Origin of the sequence: Duganella zoogloeoides, assembly GCF_034479515.1 — a bacterium.
In the GTDB taxonomy this organism is placed as follows: Bacteria; Pseudomonadota; Gammaproteobacteria; order Burkholderiales; family Burkholderiaceae_D; genus Rugamonas; species Rugamonas zoogloeoides.
Map to the genome: position 1 here is coordinate 2,473,343 of NZ_CP140152.1, position 17,381 is coordinate 2,490,723.

The following is a 17,381-nucleotide window of genomic DNA, read 5'->3' on the forward strand; positions in this document are numbered from 1 at the left end:
GCGGCTGTATTGCAACAAAGAATCGAGCTGCCCCCGCGATGGGCCATCGCCCCGGCACGCGCCGGGCGTGCGGTAGCTGTTAGAATATAGAAATCCCTATAATTCCAAAGATTCTCTTCCTATGTCCGGTAATACATTTGGTAAATTGTTTTCTGTAACTACCTTCGGTGAGTCGCACGGTCCCGCAATTGGTTGCGTGATAGATGGCTGCCCGCCGGGCCTGGCCTTGTCCGAGGCAGATATCCAGCCGGAACTCGACCGCCGCAAACCGGGCACGTCGCGCCACGTCACGCAGCGCCAGGAATCGGACACGGTGGAGATCCTCTCGGGCGTGTATCAGGGGGTGACCACCGGTACCCCGATCGCGCTGTTGATCCGCAACGAAGACCAGCGCAGCAAGGACTACGGCAACATCGCCGAGAGCTTCCGCCCGGGCCATGCCGACTACACGTATTGGCACAAGTACGGCGTGCGTGATCCGCGTGGTGGTGGCCGCTCCTCGGCGCGCCTGACCGCGCCCATCGTCGGCGCTGCTGCGGTGGCCAAAAAGTGGTTGCAGCAGCAGTACGGCACCACGTTCAAGGGCTGCATGAGCCAGTTGGGCGATATTCCGGTGCCGTTCCAGGACTGGGTCCATGTGCACGACAATCCGTTTTTTGCCGCCAGCGGCGACGCCGGCCTGATCGCCCACATGGAAGCGACCATGGACGACTTGCGCAAGGCTGGCGACTCGATCGGCGCGCGCATCGACGTCATCGCCCAGAATGTGCCGGTGGGCCTGGGCCAACCGATCTACGACAAGCTCGATGCCGATATCGCCTACGCGATGATGGGCATTAATGCGGTGAAGGGTGTGGAAATTGGCGCCGGCTTCAAGTCGGTGGCGCAAAAGGGTACCGAGCATGGCGACGAACTGACGCCGCAGGGCTTCGTCGGCAATAACGCCGGCGGCGTATTGGGCGGCATCTCCACCGGCCAGGACATCACGGTGTCGATCGCCATCAAGCCGACGTCGTCAATCCGCACGCCGCGCCATTCGATCGACAAGGAAGGCAACCCGGTGCTGGTGGAAACCTTCGGCCGCCACGACCCGTGCGTGGGCATACGCGCCACGCCGATCGCCGAAGCGATGCTGGCGCTGGTGCTGATCGACCACGCGCTGATGCACCGCGCCCAGTGCGGCGACGTCAAGGTGGCGACACCCGACATCTCCCGGTAAGACTCTTCAGGCGCGGGTAGGGGCGGTGATGGTGGCCACCGTCTCCTGTTTATGGCGCCGCTCGGCGGCGCGCACCACCATCATGCGGATGTCGTTGAGCAGCGAGAACTCGGTGGGACTGAGCTGGATCGGCGGGAAGGTGTCATCCCAGTCGCCATACAGGAAACCGGCCGCCTGGCCGTTGTACGACAGCGGAATGATGACAAAGCTGTGCGCTTCCGACAGCGAGGTTTTCCACCACTGCGGCAGCTTGGCCGCGAACTTGGCGTCGCGGGCATTTTCGATGAAGATCACGCGGTCGCTGTTGAGCGACGCGTGGAACACGTTCGGTTCGTATGCGTCGTCGAAGCTCATCGCCGCCAGCAGCTCGCGGCTGTCGTTGCCGAAGCAGATGCGCGCTGCGTACAGGCTGTCGCGGCGGTTGCGCACGAACGCGATGGCACGCGAAAACTCCAGTCCCTTGTAAATGGTCTCCAGCGCGATCTGCACCATCTGGCCGGGGCTGGCCGTGTCCAGCACGTCGCGCATATCGGCCAGGCCGCTGAGCAGGATCTTGTTGCCGGCCGCGCGCTGGCGGTGTTGCGCCTGCGCCTTCGCGCGTCGCTCGGCCGGGCGCGAAAGCGGGGCGATGGTCAGATCGTTGGCCGCTACCACCTTGGCCTGCTCGATGGCGATCATCAGGTTGTCGGCCTCCATCCCCAGCAGCGACGAATAGCTCTCGGTCAGCGCCTGCACCTCGGCTGCGCCAACGGCGTCGTCGTGCCACAGCGATTCGGCGCACATGGCCGACATGGTGGACAGGCCCGCCACCCAGTCGGCCTGCTCGATGGCGGCGCCTTCTGCGGGCGGATCCATGCGGCGCATGCCGTCGACCAGCTGCGCCGGCAGGCGCCAGTGCAGGGCGGCGGCGTGGCCCAGCTGTTCCATGCTCAGCCCCAGCATATCGGGGGCGACGGCTTCGATACTGGTGCCGTCGTCGTCGGCGCGGCGTTGCAGCTCGAGCCAGCGCTCGGGCATGTAAAAGGTGAGCATCATGCGGCCCAGCGTATGCAGCATCGAGCACACCACGGCTTCTTCGCCGCGCGGGTTGTGGGCGGCCGTGGCGATCTGCTGCGCCACGATGCCTGCCAATACCGCTTTTTCCATTTCGATGTGCGCCACCGTGGCCTCGCCGCCGGCCGTGTCGGCGCCCATTTCCTCGATCAGCTTGAGCCCCAGCGCCAGGTGGCCGATGGCGTCGGTGCCCAGCACCACCACCGCTTTCGAGACCGTGTTGACGTGCTGGCCGAAAGCCGAATACATGCTGCTGTTGGCCAGCCGCAGGACTTTTTGCGTGAGCACCGGATCGGACAGCACGGTGCTGGTCATATTGAATGCCTGGTCGTCCTCGCCGCGCATGGCGCCCAGTATCGACGTGATCGCCTTGGCGAAGCCGGGCATGTCGCCGCGCCGGCGCGTGCAGTCCCACAGCTTTGCCAGGGTCTTTTCGCCTTGTTCGCCGATGATGCCGAGGCCGGTCATGGCGTCACCTGCGCGGCCTGGGCTGGCGGCACGTGCGGCACCAGCTTGGCGTGGATGCTTTCGCGCAGCGCCGCCATGGCAACGTTGGCAGGCATTGGTTTGCCGGTCAGGTAGCCCTGGATGTACTGGCAGCCCCTGTCGTTGAGCCAGCCCATCTGCTCTTCGGTTTCCACGCCTTCGGCCACCACGGACAGGTCCAGGTGGCGCGACAGGTCGAGCACCGTGCTGCAGATGGCGCCGTCCTTTTGCGAGCCGGGCAGGTCGCGGATGAAGGCGCGGTCGATCTTGAGCACGGAAATCGGGAAGCGCTTGAGATAGGCCAGCGACGAATAGCCGGTGCCGAAATCGTCGATGGCGATGCGCGCGCGGCGCTCGGCCATCTTGGACAGGATGGATTCCGCGTGGACCGGGTCGATCATCAGCGTTCCTTCGGTAATTTCGAGTACCAGCTGTTCGCCGGGCAGGCCGGAAAAGGCCAGGGCGTCGTCGAGCACATCGAGGAATTTATCGTTGCGGAACTGGCGCGGGCTGATATTGACCGATATGTACAGGCTGCGGCGCGCCACTTCCTCGAACTGGCGCAGCTGCACGCATGCCGCCTTGAGCGCCCAGGCGCCCAGCAGGTTGATCAGGCCATTGGCCTCGGCGATCGGAATGAAGCGCACCGGGGGCACCATGCCGAGCGTGGGATGCTTCCAGCGCATCAGCGTCTCGAAGCCCTGGATCTCGCGCGTGGGCGCATCGACGATGGGCTGGTAGTACAACAGGAATTCGCCTTCGCGCACGGCCTGGAACATCGCCGCCTCGAGCGAGATATCGTGCTGCGGCGGTCCCGCGTGCGAGGGGCTGTAGACCACGCAGCGCGCCTTGCCGGTTTCCTTGGCGCGCGACATGGCGGCATCGGCCAGCGCCACCAGGCGCACCTCGTCCTCCGCGTGCAGCGGGTAGATCGACACGCCGACCGAGGCGCCCACGTAAATGGTGTGCTTGCCGATGTCGAACGGCGACTGCAGCGAGGCGATCAGCCGCCCGGTGACCAGCTTGATCTGTGCCTCGGTATGGGTGCCGGGCAGGATGGCGACGAATTCGTCGCCACCCACGCGCGCCAGCGTATCGCTGTCGCGCAGGGTTTTACGCAGGCGCGCGGCGGCCATTTGCAGCAGCGCGTCGCCCACCGGGTGGCCAAGGCCATCGTTGACTTTCTTGAAGCTGTCGAGGCCGATGGTGGCCACCGAGAAGCCCTGGCCAGAACGGCGCGCGTTGGCGATCACCATGCGGATGCGGTCAGACAGCAGCAGGCGGTTGGGCAATTCGGTGAGCGCGTCGTGGGTAGCCAGGTGGCGCAGGCGCTCTTCGGTGGCTTGTTGCTGTGACATGTTTCGTCCCACCACCAGCGTGCCGCCCGTCTGCGGCAGGAAGGAAATGCGTAATTCATGCCAGACTTCGCTCTCGGGCGCCTTGATGCGCACTTGCAGGAGCTGCGGCGTGCGCGTGGCCTGGGCTTCCGCCAGCGCCGCCGTGATCGATGCATGATGATCGTCGCTGACCAGCCGCGCCAGCGACAGGCCGGTGAGCGGCGCCAGGCGCCCGATCAGCGTGGTCGCGCGCTTGCTGGCATAGGCGACCGCGCCGGTGGCATCGAGGCGAAACACCACATCGCCAGCTTCTTCCATGAAATGGTCCAGCTCGTGGAGCAAATCGCGTGGCGTCTGAGGTGTGGGGGACTGTTGCATTGCAAAAATCTAAGCTTTCTAATTTGTATATGTGACACGCGGATTATGTGAATCTTGCAAATCCATAAAGCACTTTATCACTTCTACGCGGCGTTTTACATGGCTAAAGACAACATTCTGTTGGGTTTCATTAATTTCTTTTGAGAAATCTCTAAAACCGCACAAATAGTTGTTTCGCCATGTTGTCACGGCGTCACCGCCGCCGCGCGCGCGCTCCGCTTGTATAATGGCGCGCATAAACGTCTTCATAGAGCAAACAATAATGAAACAAGATCCGCGCTTTCCGAACCTGTTCATCACCGACCATCCACTGATCCAGCACAAGCTGAGCCATATGCGCGCCAAGGATACGTCAACCCGGACTTTCCGCGATCTGCTCAAGGAAATCACGCTGCTGATGGGCTATGAGATCACGCGCGACTTGCCGCTGACTACCCGCACGGTCGAAACGCCGCTGATGACCATCGACGCGCCGGTGATCGCCGGCCGCAAACTGGCCATCGTGCCGATCCTGCGTGCCGGCATCGGCATGAGCGACGGCTTGCTGGACCTGGTGCCGTCGGCGCGCGTGGGCCATATCGGCGTGTTCCGCGACCCGGCCACCCACTTGCCGGTGGAATACCTGGTGCGCTTGCCCGACACCGTTGAGCGCACCTTCATCCTGTGCGACCCGATGGTTGCCACCGGCAATTCGGCCGTGCATGCGGTCGATGTCCTCAAAAAACGCGGTGTGACCGACGAGCAAATCATTTTCCTGTCGCTGGTGGCGGCGCCGGAAGGCGTGGAAGTGTTCCAGAAATCGCACCCGGGCGTGAAGCTGTATTGCGCCTCGCTCGATTCGCACCTGGACGACCATGCCTACATCATCCCGGGCCTGGGCGATGCCGGTGACCGCATCTTCGGCACCAAGTAATCGCCGCATATATATAATGAACGCCTCGACCGACCCTGATTTTCGCGCCCGCCTGGCGGCGCTCAACGCCAAGTTCGCCGCCACCGTGCCCGGGACGATGGACAAGATTGCGCAGGCGCTCGCTGCCTGTCGCGCCAGTGCCAGTGCCGGGTGCGCCGCGCCCTCCGCCGCAGCGCTGCACCAGTTGCACGAACTGCTGCACGGCGTGGCGGGTTCGGCCGGCACCTTCGGATTCGCGACGTTGGGGCAGGAGGCGCGCCGCATCGAACAGCAGGTGCGCACCGTCATGAAAGAGGGCGCCGGCTGGGAGCTTATCCCCGTCCAGGTGGATCGTCTGCTGGCATGGGCGGCGCGCGACGCGAGCGCCACCGAATTCAATTGAAACACGTAGTCCACTTGATCTATCGCAAATCGGTTATGATCTAGTTGTCTATAATGACATGTACGCTTTGAACGAGAGAGTTGCTGTTCATGAGCAGCGGTAGTTGAAGCAAAAAAGGAAGGTTGTTCACGCTGTCTTCCGGCTTTTTCTACCAAAAAATGCGGTCTTTTGCATTTATTTTTGTGAACACGTGCTTTTCTCTAGTAAATGGGTATAATACGGAATCGTTTAGATTCAAGAGTACTGCAGTTTGTATGTCTTTCTTGCCTCAAACGATATCACGGGCGCAAGCCCAACTTAACTGAAATAGGAATTGTAATGGCAACTGGTATCGTAAAATGGTTCAATGATTCGAAGGGCTTCGGCTTTATCACCCCTGACGAAGGCGGCGAAGATCTGTTCGCTCACTTCTCGGCGATTCAGTCGGCAGGCTTCAAGTCGCTGCAAGAGAACCAACGCGTTTCTTTTGAAGTGACCGCTGGTCCTAAGGGCAAGCAAGCTTCGAACATTCAGCCTCTGTAATACGCTGGATCTAACGAAATAAAGAAATCCTCGGTAACCGAGGATTTTTTTTCGTCTGTACGTTTGGCAGACCGCACGTCTGCGCGCGGTAACGCCTGTCTTTCCTTTCAATGCTGCGCAGGTTTGCGCCGCCAGTAGTCCGGCTGCGCATACGCCCGCCGCAAAAAATCCACGAACGCCCGCACCCGCAGCGGCAAATGCCGGCGCTGCGCAAACACCGCGTGAATATCGTTGCCCGGCGCCGCAAAATCGGCCAGCACCGTGTGCAATTTGCCTGCTTCGATCTCGCTGCCCACTTCCCACATCGACCGCCACGCCAGCCCTTTGCCGGCCAGTGCCCATTCGTGCAGCACCTGGCCGTCGTTGCAGCCCATATTGCCACCCACTTTGAGCACCACGTTCTTGCCGTTTTCCCGAAAAGTCCAGCCGCGCTGGCTGCCTTCGCTGCTGATCACCAGGCAGTTGTGACGCGCGAGGTCGGCCAGGGTTTCCGGCGTGCCGTGGCGCTTGAGATAGGAGGGCGCCGCCACCACCACCCGTTCGTTATCGGCCAGCTTGACGCTGACCAGGCTGGAATCGGCCAGGCTGGCGATGCGGATCGCCACGTCGATGCCTTCACCGACGATGTCGGTCACGCGGTCGGTCATGTTCAGGGTGGCGGTGAGGTCCTGGTGTTCGGCCAGGAAAGACGGCAGCAATGGCGCCACGTGCCGGCGGCCGAAACCGGCCGGCGCCGAGATCATCAGGTGGCCGGTGGCACGGGCGCTGCGCTCAGCCACGGCTGATTCGGCTTCCTCGAGCTCGGCCAGGATGCGCTGGCAATCCTCGAGAAATGCCGTGCCCTCGTCGGTGAGGGCCAGCTTGCGCGTGGTTCGTTGCAGCAATTTGACGCCGAGGCGCGCTTCGAGTGCATCGAGCCGGCGGCCGATCATGGCCGGCGCAATGCCTTCCGCGCGCGCGGCAGCCGACAGGCTGCCCCTGGCCACGACCTCGACAAAGGTGGAAATCTGTCTGAATTGTCCCATCGTGAACTTTCTATCTGTGACAAAAACGCATGGATGAAGTGATATTTAGTCTCGTTTGCGTAACTAAAGAGTGAATATACTGGAAAAAAAGCCATGGTGTCACCGAGCCGACACACTAAAAAAGAAACCGGCGTGCGCACTGTGGCGATGCTTATAATTTGGTATGGAAGTTAACTTTTCTCTTGGAGATCTCGCACATGACGCTGCCTTCTGCTCAACCTCTTAATCTGCCCCAAGGCATGGAAATTACCGGTGACATCAAACCCGGTTACGAAGCCATCCTCACCACCGAGGCGTTGAGCCTCGTGGTCAAGCTCACGCGCGAATTCGAGGCGCGTCGCCAGCAATTGCTGGCCGTGCGGGTAGAGCGCGCCAAGCGTCTGGACGCCGGCGAACGCCCCGACTTCCTGCCCGAGACTGCAGAAATCCGCAACGGCGACTGGACCATCGCACCGATTCCCGCCGCGCTCGAATGCCGCCGCGTAGAAATCACCGGCCCGGTCGAACGCAAGATGGTGATCAACGCGCTCAACTCGGGCGCCGACAGCTATATGACCGACTTCGAGGATTCCAATACGCCCAACTGGGATAACCAGATTACCGGCCAGATCAATATGAAGGATGCGGTACGCCGCACCATCTCGCTCGAGCAAAACGGCAAGTCGTACAAGCTCAACGACAAGGTCGCCACGCTGGTGGTACGCCCGCGCGGCTGGCACCTCGATGAAAAACACGTGCTGGTCGATGGCAAGCGCATTTCCGGCGGCATCTTCGACTTTGCCCTGTTCATGGTGCACAACGCCAAGGAGCAACTGGCGCGTGGCGCCGGCCCATATTTCTATCTGCCGAAAATGGAATCCCACCTCGAAGCGCGCCTGTGGAACGATATTTTCGTCATGACGCAAAACGAGTTGGGGCTGCCGCAGGGCACCATCAAGGCCACCGTCCTGATCGAAACCATCCTGGCCGCGTTCGAGATGGACGAAATCCTGTACGAACTGCGGGAACACAGTTCGGGCCTGAACGCCGGCCGCTGGGATTACATCTTCTCGTGCATCAAGAAATTCAAGCTGGACAAGGACTTCTGCCTGGCCGACCGCGCCAAGGTGACGATGACCGCACCATTCATGCGTGCTTACGCGCTGCTGCTGCTCAAGACCTGCCACAAGCGCAAGGCACCGGCCATCGGCGGCATGGCGGCGCTGATTCCGATCAAGAACGATCCGGAGAAAAACGATGTCGCCATGGGCGGCGTGCGCAACGACAAGGCGCGCGACGCCACCGATGGCTACGATGGCGGCTGGGTCGCCCATCCGGGCCTGGTCGAACTGGCGATGGGGGAATTTACCAAGGTGCTCGGTGACAAACCCAACCAGATCGACAAGCAACGCTCCGACATCGAGGTCACGCGCGAGCAACTGCTCGACTTCAAGCCCGAGGCCCCGATTACCGAGGCTGGCCTGCGCTACAACATCAATGTCGGCATCCACTACCTCGGCAGCTGGCTGGCAGGCAATGGCTGCGTACCGATCCACAACCTGATGGAAGATGCTGCGACAGCCGAGATCAGCCGTTCGCAAGTATGGCAATGGATCCGTTCCGACAAGGGCGTGCTGGAAGACGGCCGCAAGGTCACGGCCGACATGGTGCGGGCGATGATTCCGGAAGAGCTGGCCAAGGTGCAGCGCGATGCGCCCGGTGGCGACGGCCCGACTTATCCGCGCGCCGCGCAAATCTTCGAAGATATGTCCACCTCGACCGAGTTTGCCGAATTCCTGACCTTGCCGCTGTACGAAGAAATCTAACGGGATGCTCAGCTGTTAGCCTTCAATCCGCCATCCTCGCGCACGCGGGGATCCATGCGCCGCACGCAATCGTGCGGCGCATGGATCCTGCTGACAGGCGGCTTTGCCCGCCCTCGCTGCAGTCACCTCAAAAATCGTTCTTCCACAAGCGCAAAGCCGTAAACGTCGCCAGCGGGGTGTCGATCTTGTCGAGCTTGCCAGCCTTCACCAATTCCTGGGCGATTGCCGGTTCGCGGTAGCGCAGGAAAGGGTTGGTGGCCTTTTCGATCGCGATCGTGCTGGGCACGGTGGGCAGGTTGTGCTCGCGCTTGTCGGTCTCTACTTTTACCCTTTCCTGCAGTGCCACGTTATCGGGCTCGACCACGCGCGCGAAGCGCAGGTTGGATAGGGTATATTCATGGGCGCAGTACACCTTGGTATCATCGGGCAGCGCGGCCAGCTTGCCGAGTGAGCTGATCATCTGCGCGGGCGTGCCTTCGAACAGCCTTCCGCAGCCGCCGGCAAACAGGGTGTCACCGCAGAATAGCCAGGTGGGCTCGGCATCGAGCGGTGCGCGCACGTAGGCGATATGGCCCATGGTGTGACCCGGCACATCGAGTACGCTCACGCGCAACGCCAGGCCCGGCACGTCGATGTGCTTGCCTTCACCGACGGGCAGGGTGACGGTGGCGATGCTCTCGTTGCGCGGGCCGTAAACGGGAACCTGGTAATGCTGTAATAATTCGGGAACGCCGCCGATGTGGTCAGCGTGATGGTGGGTCAGTAGAATGGCGGTGAGCCTGAGGCCGTGTTCTTTGAGCGCGGCCAGGACCGGTTTGGCTTCACCGGGATCGACGACGGCAGCGTGCACGCCGTCATGGATCAGCCACAGGTAGTTGTCTTTAAACGCTGGAATCGTAAGAACACTGAGAGCTTGTTGAGAAGATATGGTCATTGGATCGCTAAAGGCTGGACATGGATAAAGCAGGTTCGGAGCAATCCATTATAGCGCTGGAAGGCTGGCTGCAAACGCCCGCCGGTGTGTACATGCGTGCGTGGGAACAAACATGTTTAGATAATTTAACGGTAGATATTTTCGGCTACAACGCGGTGCAGATCGGCCTGCCGCAAATCGACGCGCTGGCCGCCAACCGCATGCCCAACAAGTGGTTGGTAGACCGCAAGGTACGGCCGGAAAACATCGCGCCAACCCCGCTGTCCGCACCGGCCGGCACCATGGCCACGATGACCGGACCGGTGATTGCCATGCCGCCGGCGCGGCCCGTCTCGCTCACCTGCGATTTCACCGAACTGCCGTTCGCCTCGCACAGCCTGGACCTGGTCGTGCTGCCGCACGTGCTCGAGTTCTCCACCGACCCGCACCAGGTGCTGCGCGAGGTCGAGCGGGTGCTGATACCCGAAGGGCAGGTGATCATTTGCGGTTTCAATCCCGCCAGCCTGTGGGGTGCGCGCCATGTGCTGCGACGCGTGGGTGGCGCCTCATTCCTGCCGCCCACGGAATCACTGATTACCATGCCGCGCATGAAGGACTGGCTGAAATTATTGAATATGGGCGACAGCCACAGCCACCTCGGCTGCTACGCGCCCGCCTGCCGCACAGAAAAATGGCTGCAACGCTATGCATTCATGGATAATGCCGGTCCGCGCTGGTGGCCGTTCTTTGGCGGCGTGTATATCATCCAGGCCATCAAGCGCGTGAAAGGCATGCATCTGATCGGCCCGGCGTGGGCCAAGAAATCGGCAACGGCCCCGGCGGTCGTGCCGGCAACCAACAAAAGACGGGAACAGCAGGATGGATAAGGTCGAAATTTTTACTGACGGCGCATGCAAGGGCAACCCTGGTCTCGGCGGCTGGGGCGCATTCCTGGTGGCTGGCAACTCCGAGAAAGAAATCTGCGGCGGCACGCGCGACACCACCAACAACCGCATGGAATTGCAGGCGGTGATCGAAGCGCTGAGCATCCTCAAGCGCCCCTGCGACGTCGTGCTGCACACCGACAGCCAGTACGTGCAAAAGGGCATCAGCGAGTGGATCCACGGCTGGAAAGCGCGCGGCTGGAAAACCGCGTCCAAGGAACCGGTCAAGAACGAAGACCTGTGGAAGGCGCTCGATATCGCGCAAGCGCTGCACACGGTGGAATGGCGCTGGGTGCGCGGCCACAATGGCCACCCCGGCAACGAACGCGCCGACATGCTGGCCAACCGCGGCGTCGAAGTGGCGCGCGCCGCCAGTAAAAAGTAAAACCGGCCGGCCTGTTATACTAGCCCGCTTGTCTGTAGCAATCACCGAAACACTATGCGCCAAATCGTACTCGATACCGAAACCACCGGCATCAATCCCAAGCTGGGCAACCGCATCATCGAGATTGGCTGTGTCGAACTCGAAAACCGCATGCTGACGGGGAATAACTTCCACGTCTACATCAATCCCGACCGCGATTCGGAAGAGGGTGCGCTCAACGTCCACGGCCTGACCACCGAATTCCTGAGCGACAAGCCACGCTTCCACGAAATCGTCGAAGACTTGCGCGCCTACATCCAAGGCGCGGAAGTGATCATCCACAACGCGCCGTTCGACCTGGGATTCCTCAACCACGAATTCAAGCTGCTGAACCTGCCGGACTTCAGCAGTCACATCAGCAGCGTGATCGACACCCTGGTGCAAGCGAAAGAATTGCACCCCGGCAAACGCAACTCGCTCGACGCGCTCTGCGACCGCTACGGCATCTCCAACGCCCACCGCAAGCTGCACGGCGCGCTGCTCGACTCGGAGTTGCTGGCCGACGTCTACCTGGCCATGACACGCGGCCAGAACAGCCTGGGCATGGATGTGGAAGAAGTGAAACCGGCCGGCAGCGAATTGCTGGCGCCGGTAGCCATGGCCGACATCATCTTCCTGCCAGCCTCGGACGACGAACTGGCAGCGCACGTGGAAGCGCTGGCCGGGCTGGACAAGGCTGTCAAAGGACAATGCATCTGGACTGCCGCCATGGCGCCGCAGTTGCCGGCGTGAGGGATAACGGAAGAATTTTCACGTTGGCCCTTCCATTTTGACTGGGACGTATCGTATAATTCGCCTCGCTTCGGGAGGTTAGCTCAGGGGTAGAGCACTGCATTCACACTGCAGGGGTCGCAAGTTCGAAACTTGCACTTCCCACCAGAATATGTATCAAAATCAGGTACTTAAGAGAATCCAGCCATTGACCGGCTGGATTTTTTTTGCCTTGTGTAATTAGCCTGTGTAATTTAGTTTTTTGCCTGAATCGGTGCAACCAGATCTGAAAGCTTACCTAACGCCGATCGCTGCGCGTCCACCTGCAGGTGAGCATATCTCTGCGTTGTCTGGACGTTACTATGCCCTAGAATTTTGCTGATTGTATAGAGATCAACACCCAGGCTTAGCATGATGCTGGCGCACGAGTGCCGGAGGTCGTGAAAATTCACATGCTCTTTCCCGGCCTTGACCCGAGCGCGGCGCCAAGCTGACTTCACTCCATCGGGCGCTAAGTCGAGAGGGAAGAACTCTAGCCAAGGTCTCAAGGCAGGTATTATCGGAATTACCCGAGTTCGAAGAGTTTTGGTGTGACTGGCAGGCAGAGTAATTGTGTCGCTGCCGATGTGCTCGGCGCGGATTTTGCACAGTTCACCCCTCCGGGCCCCAGTTAGAAGCGCAGCCCAAATGGCAGCCTGCGCCGGCTTGCTGCAGTATTGAGCAATATCTCTTACCTCATCCACCGTCAAAAACACCTCTCGTTTATTGCTTACCCTTACAGACTCGATACGTAGCCCGTGATTTTCGTGTGTGATCCGACGCTTCCATGCGAGAGTCAATCCTTTCTTGACGCAAGCCAGCGACCGGTTGATGGTGGCTGGCGCGTACGCCGGCTTCATGGATTTTGTTTTCGGATCCTCGATCAACTTGCTCATGTCCCGGATAACCTTGTCCGCAAATTCCTGGGCTTGACTCGCACGAAAGCTTGCTGCCCAGGGCTTCAGGCGCATGATATGGTGCTTGGATGAGTCAGCGCTGCGCAATTGAGAGGCGTGCTCTAAGTATATTTCCAAAATCTGCAGCATAGGCGGGTCACCTGGAATGGCTACTTGCTTGGCTTTTGGCGCGCGCGCCACTGCCGCGCGCAACTCAGCTTCAACTAGCTTGGCATCACGCGCAGTTGCGCCTTCCGGCAGTATTCGGTGAACTCTTTTCCCGGCGACCATGATCCCGACGTGTTTGCGGCCGTTTTTGTCGTCCCAGATGGACATAATTGATTTTCCTTTAACCACTTCTTGCATTCCGCCAGGTCGTAGCGCTTCGATCTCGCGCCCACTGGCGTGTACGGCATTCCCTGTTGTTCGAGCCGCCGGATTGTAGACTCGCTCACGCTCAGCGCGGTGCAAATCTGTTGTCGATTAAGCTCGCCCATCGGGCTTTTGTTTTTGCTGGCCACCAACTCCGCAATGCGGGCCAGTTCGTTTTCGTCGAATTTCACGGTGGCGTCTCCAGGTTGGATGCCGCAGCTGGGCATGAACTGCGGGGCTGACCAGGCAAGTTGCTGCCCGTGCAGTCGTGGCGGTGGTCGTTCGCGCGCGGGCAGCGTTTGTTGCCGCACGTGGGGCACAGCACCATGCGCGAGTCGAGCAGCGTCACCGGCCGGCAGGTGGTGCACCAGCACGCTGACATCAGCTTGGCCGGCGCCAGTGCCGAGGCGGGCACCGGCGCCGCGCTTACCGCCGCATCCCACTCCTTGCGGCAATCGTCCAAGCTGGCGCGCAGTTCCACCGGCAAGGCGTCGCTTTGCGACAAGTTGTAGGCAAGGTTGGCCAGCTTGGCGCCGGCATTACGGATGGCGTCCATCATGCATTGCCTTTCAGGTCGAATGCGAACCTGGCGCCCGCGCCAAAAGCTTTGCGGATCAGATCATCGACAGGGTCGTCGCTGGGGTAGCCTTCCTGATCGCAAAATGCGACAAGCGCCGCATCGATGGTCGCTGCATAATTCGCAGGCGCTGGCAATGGCGAGTGCTTCGGCTTTGCCGCCTGCTTGGCGCGGATCGATTCCACCTTCGTCCAGATGCGCGCCAGTTCGACCTCGGCGGCTTGGTGCATGTCCAAGCCATTGGCAAGGCACAGCGCCGCCAGCGTGACCATCACGCCACCAACCTCCTGCGCCGGCTCGCCGACTGGCCGGCCATACACATAGTCCACCAACTGGTGCGCCTCGCTTGGCGTCATGCCGCAGGCCTGCACCAGTTCCGTAGATTCTTCGAAGAAGCGGTGGTTGCGCTCCTTCGTGTCGGCGGAAATCTCGGCGCCGAAGCACGCCATCATCCACGGCTGCACGCGCTGCTGGAAGGGCTGCACGCTGGTGGCAGGAGCAGTGGCGGCGAAGAGGGCGCGCCAATCTTCGACTTCCAGACGCATGCACTCGATTTTCGCCGGCGACCTAACTCCATGGTTGTAGCGGTCCTGCCACCGTTGTACGTGCGGCGCAGGCTGCTGCACTGGCTGAGCACCAGCTGGTGGCTGGGCGAACATGCGCTTAGCAATTTGCTCAACTTTGTATGCAATGCGAAAGCGCGCATCAACTACCGGGCCGGTCTTATCGGCGCTACGCATGTTTTCCGCAGCACTGAAAAGAACCTGTGCATCCTCGATATCGAAGTCCTTCACTACAACAGCGGCGCCCGGCGCAGGCTGCTGAGCATGCGGAGCGCCGCGCAGTTGCTCGATGTACTCGATCAGGCTGTCCGTGGTCGGGCCGCCGCCTTTCATGTCGTCAATCCACTTCGGTAGCGGCTGCGTGCGCGCCAGCAGTTCCTCGCCGCTCACCAGCGGGATGGCCACGGTCTCGGCGCCGTATGCTTGGCGTGCGAGGGCGATGAGTTCGAGCACGGCAGACGGATTGGCGGCGGCGATATGCGCTGCGTTGCATGCCATTTCGTCGAGTCGCATCCAAACCGCGCCAGTCGCCATTGCCAACTGGTTCTGGCCCTTACCATTCGCGTACTGCTGAACTGGTCCTCCAATCACTGCCCCGTGGCGATTCAGTTCCCACGGCCCCGGCGTTGCCGCGCGCGCCAGCGCTTCCAATTCGTTCAGATCGATTTTCATGTAGGTTGCTCCAATATCGTTATGTCACATGGCCGCACCGGCTCGGCGCGCCCCTTGAGGTAGATCAGCATTTCCGCATCACCATCGTGGTGGCAGTAGGTGCTGACGAAATGCTTTGCGCCGTTGATTCCCACCGCCTGGCATCGCTGCCGCGCGCGGATGATGCGCAGGTCGTGGTCGTCGGCCAGATCCTGCGCGGTCTTGACGCGCTCGGCCGGCACCTGGTCGCGCGCGCTCACTTCGACATCCAGTCGCAGAGCAGGGCGGCCATCGCCAGGCCGTACAGCTTGAGGGCGCCGATGCAGACGACGCGGCGGGCGGTGGTACTGCTGATCATGACCGTCCTTTCTTCTTTTTCAGGTAGGGGCGCGCGCTGCCGAATGCCGGCGCACCGGCGCGCTGCATCGGGAACTCGACAGGTGCGACCTGGAACTTCGCCATTGCCGCCGCCAAGTCGCGAAACTTCGCCGCCGAGTTGATTGCGCTCAGTTCGAGCGCGGCAAGTTCCGCTTCAATGCGCCCGCGCACTGCCGCCTCCTCGTACTGCTTCGACGCCGCGATGAGCGCCTGGCCCAGGCTTGTGGCTGAAACGGCGAGCATCGCAGTCAGGCGGCGACCATCGCCGCTGCCGACGATCAGGATGCGGCCGGTCACGGCATCACCCGCTCAAATTCCACGCACCACACCCATGGGTTCGCATCCCAGCTGCCGACGCCGTTGATCGCTTCCCACAAGTGGCGGTACAACTTGAGGTGCGTATCGCAGTCCGTGCAATCCACGTCGAAGTTGACGCCGCCGCCGGCGCCCAGCGTGCTTCGCAGGCCGGTACCAGCACACGTCGAGCACAGGCTCCATCCGTCCTTGGTACGCGCCTCCGGGCGCGGGCTGTGGTCGGCATCCAACTGCATGACGCCTTCGGCCTTGGCGTCGGCCTCGCTGCAGTCGTTCAGCCGCTCCACGCGCACACTCACGATCTCCAGCAGGATCCGGCTGGCCGCGCGCGGCATGAAGATGGCTGGTCGCTTGTACCAGCCGGGCAACACGCCGCCATCGCGCTTCTTCGCCAGCGGCAAGTCGGGGGCGTCGGCGTCGTATTGGTAGGCGTGGCCGCACTCGACGGTCATGTCGATGAAGTGCCACTCGTCGCGCTTCTTCTTCTCGCTGTAGCGCGTTACCCACCGGCCGTAGGCGAAGAAGGTTTCACGGATCCAGATGCGACCACCTGGCCGGCCGTACGGGAACTTGCGGCCCATAGTTTCGTCCGACGCGCCAAATATTTCACGGCCCGGGGCGTCGTAGCCGCCGTTGTCGATGATGGTAGGGTTGTACGCGCCCACGAATGGATTCCAGTATGGGCCCGGGTCCGGCTTTACGATCCGGCGCGTCTGGCTTTTGGTGCCGGCCAGCGTGGAGCGGACCATGGCGCCATTCATGAGGATAGACCGTTCTTCGACCATGCTACTATTCCTTTCTATTAATATTTTTTACTGGCGACTTATGGACTGGATGCAATTCGTTTCTAGCCTCGTTGGATCTCTGGCATGGCCTGTAGCGCTAGTCACTATCCTTTTCCTTTTCAAAGAAGAGGTAGCAAAACACCTCCCGCTGCTACAAAAACTCAAGCTGCCTGGCGGCATTGAGGCGGAGTTCAATAAAGACCTCGCTGAAGTCGCGGCAGCGATAGAAGATTCCGTCGCTGCCCCACCCGTAGTTGCTGCAAGCGACGAGCGCGAAACCACGAACCAAGAAATGCTTGGCGTCGATCCAGTAACCTTGTCCAACATCCTGAGCTTTATGCTTCCTGATGATGATCCAGTCGCACTTCGGGCGAATCCAACCGGGGTGGTGATGGAGGCATGGAAGTCACTAGAGACCGTTCTTCGGGCTGCGACTAATCGCGCGAAAAAAAATGTTCACTTCTCAACGCGCATAGGATTCCCAAGCATCTTGCATTTCTTGGCGGACTCCAATTTCTTAACCAGCGAGGAAATTGATAGCCTTCGAAGATTGAAAAGCATGCGCGACCTTGCCGCCCACAGTAACGATCCAATTTCCGCCCAGAGCGCCACCGATTTCGCGGAATTGTCCGCCCGGATGGCGAAAAATTTAACTGTGCGAATGGGGCAAATGTTCCCTCAATAGCGCGGGGT

21 protein-coding genes and 1 tRNA gene are annotated in these 17,381 nt (G+C 60.9%); 10 read left to right on the forward strand and 12 right to left on the reverse strand.

Annotated features, from left to right (window positions below):
• Nucleotides 1-121: 121 nt before the first annotated feature.
• Nucleotides 122-1,219, forward strand: coding sequence for a chorismate synthase (gene aroC, locus SR858_RS10910; protein WP_026637097.1), 1,098 nt, complete (start codon nucleotides 122-124; stop codon nucleotides 1,217-1,219).
• A gap of 6 nt (nucleotides 1,220-1,225) precedes the next feature.
• Here the strand turns inward: aroC and SR858_RS10915 are convergent, their stop codons facing one another.
• Genes SR858_RS10915 through SR858_RS10925 form a run of 3 tightly spaced genes read right to left on the reverse strand, consistent with a single transcriptional unit; the run spans nucleotide 1,226 to nucleotide 4,710 of the window.
• The gene (locus SR858_RS10915; protein WP_019920818.1) at nucleotides 1,226-2,740 is read right to left on the reverse strand and encodes an HDOD domain-containing protein; all 1,515 of its coding nucleotides are present in this window, start codon (nucleotides 2,738-2,740) and stop codon (nucleotides 1,226-1,228) included.
• Nucleotides 2,737-4,473, reverse strand: a complete 1,737-nt coding sequence (locus SR858_RS10920) for a putative bifunctional diguanylate cyclase/phosphodiesterase (RefSeq protein WP_322534554.1) — start codon at nucleotides 4,471-4,473, stop codon at nucleotides 2,737-2,739. The genes SR858_RS10915 and SR858_RS10920 overlap by 4 nt, the downstream gene beginning before the upstream one ends.
• Before the next feature lie 18 nt (nucleotides 4,474-4,491).
• Entirely contained in the window at nucleotides 4,492-4,710 is a 219-nt protein-coding gene (locus tag SR858_RS10925) for a hypothetical protein (protein WP_154819791.1), read from the reverse strand.
• 25 nt (nucleotides 4,711-4,735) lie between these two features.
• On the opposite strand from SR858_RS10925, the gene upp reads away from it, so the two are divergent.
• The 3 genes from upp to SR858_RS10940 all read left to right on the forward strand — a co-directional run bounded on the left by upp (nucleotide 4,736) and on the right by SR858_RS10940 (nucleotide 6,290).
• A complete protein-coding gene (gene upp, locus SR858_RS10930; RefSeq protein ID WP_019920820.1) occupies nucleotides 4,736-5,386 on the forward strand; it encodes a uracil phosphoribosyltransferase in 651 nt (216 codons plus the stop codon).
• 16 nt (nucleotides 5,387-5,402) lie between these two features.
• The gene (locus SR858_RS10935) at nucleotides 5,403-5,768 is read left to right on the forward strand and encodes an Hpt domain-containing protein (RefSeq protein ID WP_019920821.1); all 366 of its coding nucleotides are present in this window, start codon (nucleotides 5,403-5,405) and stop codon (nucleotides 5,766-5,768) included.
• A 318-nt stretch (nucleotides 5,769-6,086) separates the two neighbouring features.
• Nucleotides 6,087-6,290 (forward strand): cold-shock protein, encoded by a 204-nt coding sequence (locus SR858_RS10940; protein ID WP_008448165.1) that lies wholly within the window; start codon nucleotides 6,087-6,089, stop codon nucleotides 6,288-6,290.
• A gap of 107 nt (nucleotides 6,291-6,397) precedes the next feature.
• Here SR858_RS10940 and SR858_RS10945 read toward each other — a convergent pair whose 3' ends face one another.
• Entirely contained in the window at nucleotides 6,398-7,315 is a 918-nt protein-coding gene (locus tag SR858_RS10945; RefSeq protein WP_019920822.1) for a LysR family transcriptional regulator, read from the reverse strand.
• A 197-nt stretch (nucleotides 7,316-7,512) separates the two neighbouring features.
• On the opposite strand from SR858_RS10945, the gene aceB reads away from it, so the two are divergent.
• The gene (gene aceB, locus SR858_RS10950; protein WP_040377553.1) at nucleotides 7,513-9,120 is read left to right on the forward strand and encodes a malate synthase A; all 1,608 of its coding nucleotides are present in this window, start codon (nucleotides 7,513-7,515) and stop codon (nucleotides 9,118-9,120) included.
• Nucleotides 9,121-9,247: 127 nt separating this feature from the next.
• Here the strand turns inward: aceB and gloB are convergent, their stop codons facing one another.
• A complete protein-coding gene (gloB, locus tag SR858_RS10955) occupies nucleotides 9,248-10,054 on the reverse strand; it encodes a hydroxyacylglutathione hydrolase (RefSeq protein WP_026637098.1) in 807 nt (268 codons plus the stop codon).
• A gap of 20 nt (nucleotides 10,055-10,074) precedes the next feature.
• Between gloB and SR858_RS10960 the strand changes: the two genes are divergently transcribed.
• The 4 genes from SR858_RS10960 to SR858_RS10975 all read left to right on the forward strand — a co-directional run bounded on the left by SR858_RS10960 (nucleotide 10,075) and on the right by SR858_RS10975 (nucleotide 12,280).
• Nucleotides 10,075-10,920: a class I SAM-dependent methyltransferase gene (locus SR858_RS10960; protein ID WP_019920825.1), complete on the forward strand. Its 846-nt coding sequence runs from the start codon at nucleotides 10,075-10,077 to the stop codon at nucleotides 10,918-10,920.
• A complete protein-coding gene (gene rnhA / locus SR858_RS10965; protein WP_019920826.1) occupies nucleotides 10,913-11,362 on the forward strand; it encodes a ribonuclease HI in 450 nt (149 codons plus the stop codon). The genes SR858_RS10960 and rnhA overlap by 8 nt, the downstream gene beginning before the upstream one ends.
• 54 nt (nucleotides 11,363-11,416) lie before the next feature.
• Entirely contained in the window at nucleotides 11,417-12,133 is a 717-nt protein-coding gene (dnaQ, locus tag SR858_RS10970; RefSeq protein ID WP_019920827.1) for a DNA polymerase III subunit epsilon, read from the forward strand.
• A gap of 72 nt (nucleotides 12,134-12,205) precedes the next feature.
• Nucleotides 12,206-12,280 (forward strand) — tRNA-Val (locus SR858_RS10975).
• Between the two features lie 86 nt (nucleotides 12,281-12,366).
• Here SR858_RS10975 and SR858_RS10980 read toward each other — a convergent pair.
• The 7 genes from SR858_RS10980 to SR858_RS11010 all read right to left on the reverse strand — a co-directional run bounded on the left by SR858_RS10980 (nucleotide 12,367) and on the right by SR858_RS11010 (nucleotide 16,688).
• Nucleotides 12,367-13,383 carry a tyrosine-type recombinase/integrase gene (locus SR858_RS10980; RefSeq protein ID WP_019920828.1) on the reverse strand — a complete coding sequence of 339 codons (1,017 nt, stop codon included), beginning with the start codon at nucleotides 13,381-13,383 and terminating at the stop codon, nucleotides 12,367-12,369.
• Complete coding sequence (locus SR858_RS10985; protein ID WP_322534555.1) at nucleotides 13,272-13,610, reverse strand: hypothetical protein; 339 nt, start codon at nucleotides 13,608-13,610, stop codon at nucleotides 13,272-13,274. Before SR858_RS10985 ends, SR858_RS10980 begins: the two co-directional genes overlap by 112 nt.
• The gene (locus SR858_RS10990; RefSeq protein ID WP_322534556.1) at nucleotides 13,607-13,978 is read right to left on the reverse strand and encodes a hypothetical protein; all 372 of its coding nucleotides are present in this window, start codon (nucleotides 13,976-13,978) and stop codon (nucleotides 13,607-13,609) included. The genes SR858_RS10985 and SR858_RS10990 overlap by 4 nt, the downstream gene beginning before the upstream one ends.
• The gene (locus SR858_RS10995) at nucleotides 13,975-15,231 is read right to left on the reverse strand and encodes a hypothetical protein (RefSeq protein ID WP_019920830.1); all 1,257 of its coding nucleotides are present in this window, start codon (nucleotides 15,229-15,231) and stop codon (nucleotides 13,975-13,977) included. The genes SR858_RS10990 and SR858_RS10995 overlap by 4 nt, the downstream gene beginning before the upstream one ends.
• A complete protein-coding gene (locus SR858_RS11000; protein WP_019920831.1) occupies nucleotides 15,228-15,470 on the reverse strand; it encodes a hypothetical protein in 243 nt (80 codons plus the stop codon). The genes SR858_RS10995 and SR858_RS11000 overlap by 4 nt, the downstream gene beginning before the upstream one ends.
• Nucleotides 15,471-15,564: 94 nt before the next feature.
• On the reverse strand, nucleotides 15,565-15,885 hold the full coding sequence (locus tag SR858_RS11005) for a hypothetical protein (protein ID WP_019920833.1): 321 nt from the start codon (nucleotides 15,883-15,885) through the stop codon (nucleotides 15,565-15,567).
• Nucleotides 15,882-16,688, reverse strand: a complete 807-nt coding sequence (locus tag SR858_RS11010; RefSeq protein ID WP_040377555.1) for a hypothetical protein — start codon at nucleotides 16,686-16,688, stop codon at nucleotides 15,882-15,884. Before SR858_RS11010 ends, SR858_RS11005 begins: the two co-directional genes overlap by 4 nt.
• Here SR858_RS11010 and SR858_RS11015 point away from each other — a divergent pair.
• Nucleotides 16,651-17,373, forward strand: a complete 723-nt coding sequence (locus SR858_RS11015; protein ID WP_322534557.1) for a hypothetical protein — start codon at nucleotides 16,651-16,653, stop codon at nucleotides 17,371-17,373. The genes SR858_RS11010 and SR858_RS11015 overlap by 38 nt on opposite strands.
• The last annotated feature ends 8 nt before the right edge of the window (nucleotides 17,374-17,381 follow it).

What these genes read in the sequence shown, in the direction of transcription:
- aroC (WP_026637097.1), top strand. Translation starts at nt 122, where the DNA reads ATGTCCGGTAATACATTTGGTAAATTGTTTTCTGTAACTACCTTCGGT.
- SR858_RS10915 (WP_019920818.1), bottom strand. Translation starts at nt 2,740, where the DNA reads ATGACCGGCCTCGGCATCATCGGCGAACAAGGCGAAAAGACCCTGGCA.
- SR858_RS10920 (WP_322534554.1), bottom strand. Translation starts at nt 4,473, where the DNA reads ATGCAACAGTCCCCCACACCTCAGACGCCACGCGATTTGCTCCACGAG.
- SR858_RS10925 (WP_154819791.1), bottom strand. Translation starts at nt 4,710, where the DNA reads ATGCGCGCCATTATACAAGCGGAGCGCGCGCGCGGCGGCGGTGACGCC.
- upp (WP_019920820.1), top strand. Translation starts at nt 4,736, where the DNA reads ATGAAACAAGATCCGCGCTTTCCGAACCTGTTCATCACCGACCATCCA.
- SR858_RS10935 (WP_019920821.1), top strand. Translation starts at nt 5,403, where the DNA reads ATGAACGCCTCGACCGACCCTGATTTTCGCGCCCGCCTGGCGGCGCTC.
- SR858_RS10940 (WP_008448165.1), top strand. Translation starts at nt 6,087, where the DNA reads ATGGCAACTGGTATCGTAAAATGGTTCAATGATTCGAAGGGCTTCGGC.
- SR858_RS10945 (WP_019920822.1), bottom strand. Translation starts at nt 7,315, where the DNA reads ATGGGACAATTCAGACAGATTTCCACCTTTGTCGAGGTCGTGGCCAGG.
- aceB (WP_040377553.1), top strand. Translation starts at nt 7,513, where the DNA reads ATGACGCTGCCTTCTGCTCAACCTCTTAATCTGCCCCAAGGCATGGAA.
- gloB (WP_026637098.1), bottom strand. Translation starts at nt 10,054, where the DNA reads ATGACCATATCTTCTCAACAAGCTCTCAGTGTTCTTACGATTCCAGCG.
- SR858_RS10960 (WP_019920825.1), top strand. Translation starts at nt 10,075, where the DNA reads ATGGATAAAGCAGGTTCGGAGCAATCCATTATAGCGCTGGAAGGCTGG.
- rnhA (WP_019920826.1), top strand. Translation starts at nt 10,913, where the DNA reads ATGGATAAGGTCGAAATTTTTACTGACGGCGCATGCAAGGGCAACCCT.
- dnaQ (WP_019920827.1), top strand. Translation starts at nt 11,417, where the DNA reads ATGCGCCAAATCGTACTCGATACCGAAACCACCGGCATCAATCCCAAG.
- SR858_RS10980 (WP_019920828.1), bottom strand. Translation starts at nt 13,383, where the DNA reads ATGTCCATCTGGGACGACAAAAACGGCCGCAAACACGTCGGGATCATG.
- SR858_RS10990 (WP_322534556.1), bottom strand. Translation starts at nt 13,978, where the DNA reads ATGATGGACGCCATCCGTAATGCCGGCGCCAAGCTGGCCAACCTTGCC.
- SR858_RS10995 (WP_019920830.1), bottom strand. Translation starts at nt 15,231, where the DNA reads ATGAAAATCGATCTGAACGAATTGGAAGCGCTGGCGCGCGCGGCAACG.
- SR858_RS11015 (WP_322534557.1), top strand. Translation starts at nt 16,651, where the DNA reads ATGGCGCCATTCATGAGGATAGACCGTTCTTCGACCATGCTACTATTC.
- SR858_RS11010 (WP_040377555.1), bottom strand. Translation starts at nt 16,688, where the DNA reads ATGGTCGAAGAACGGTCTATCCTCATGAATGGCGCCATGGTCCGCTCC.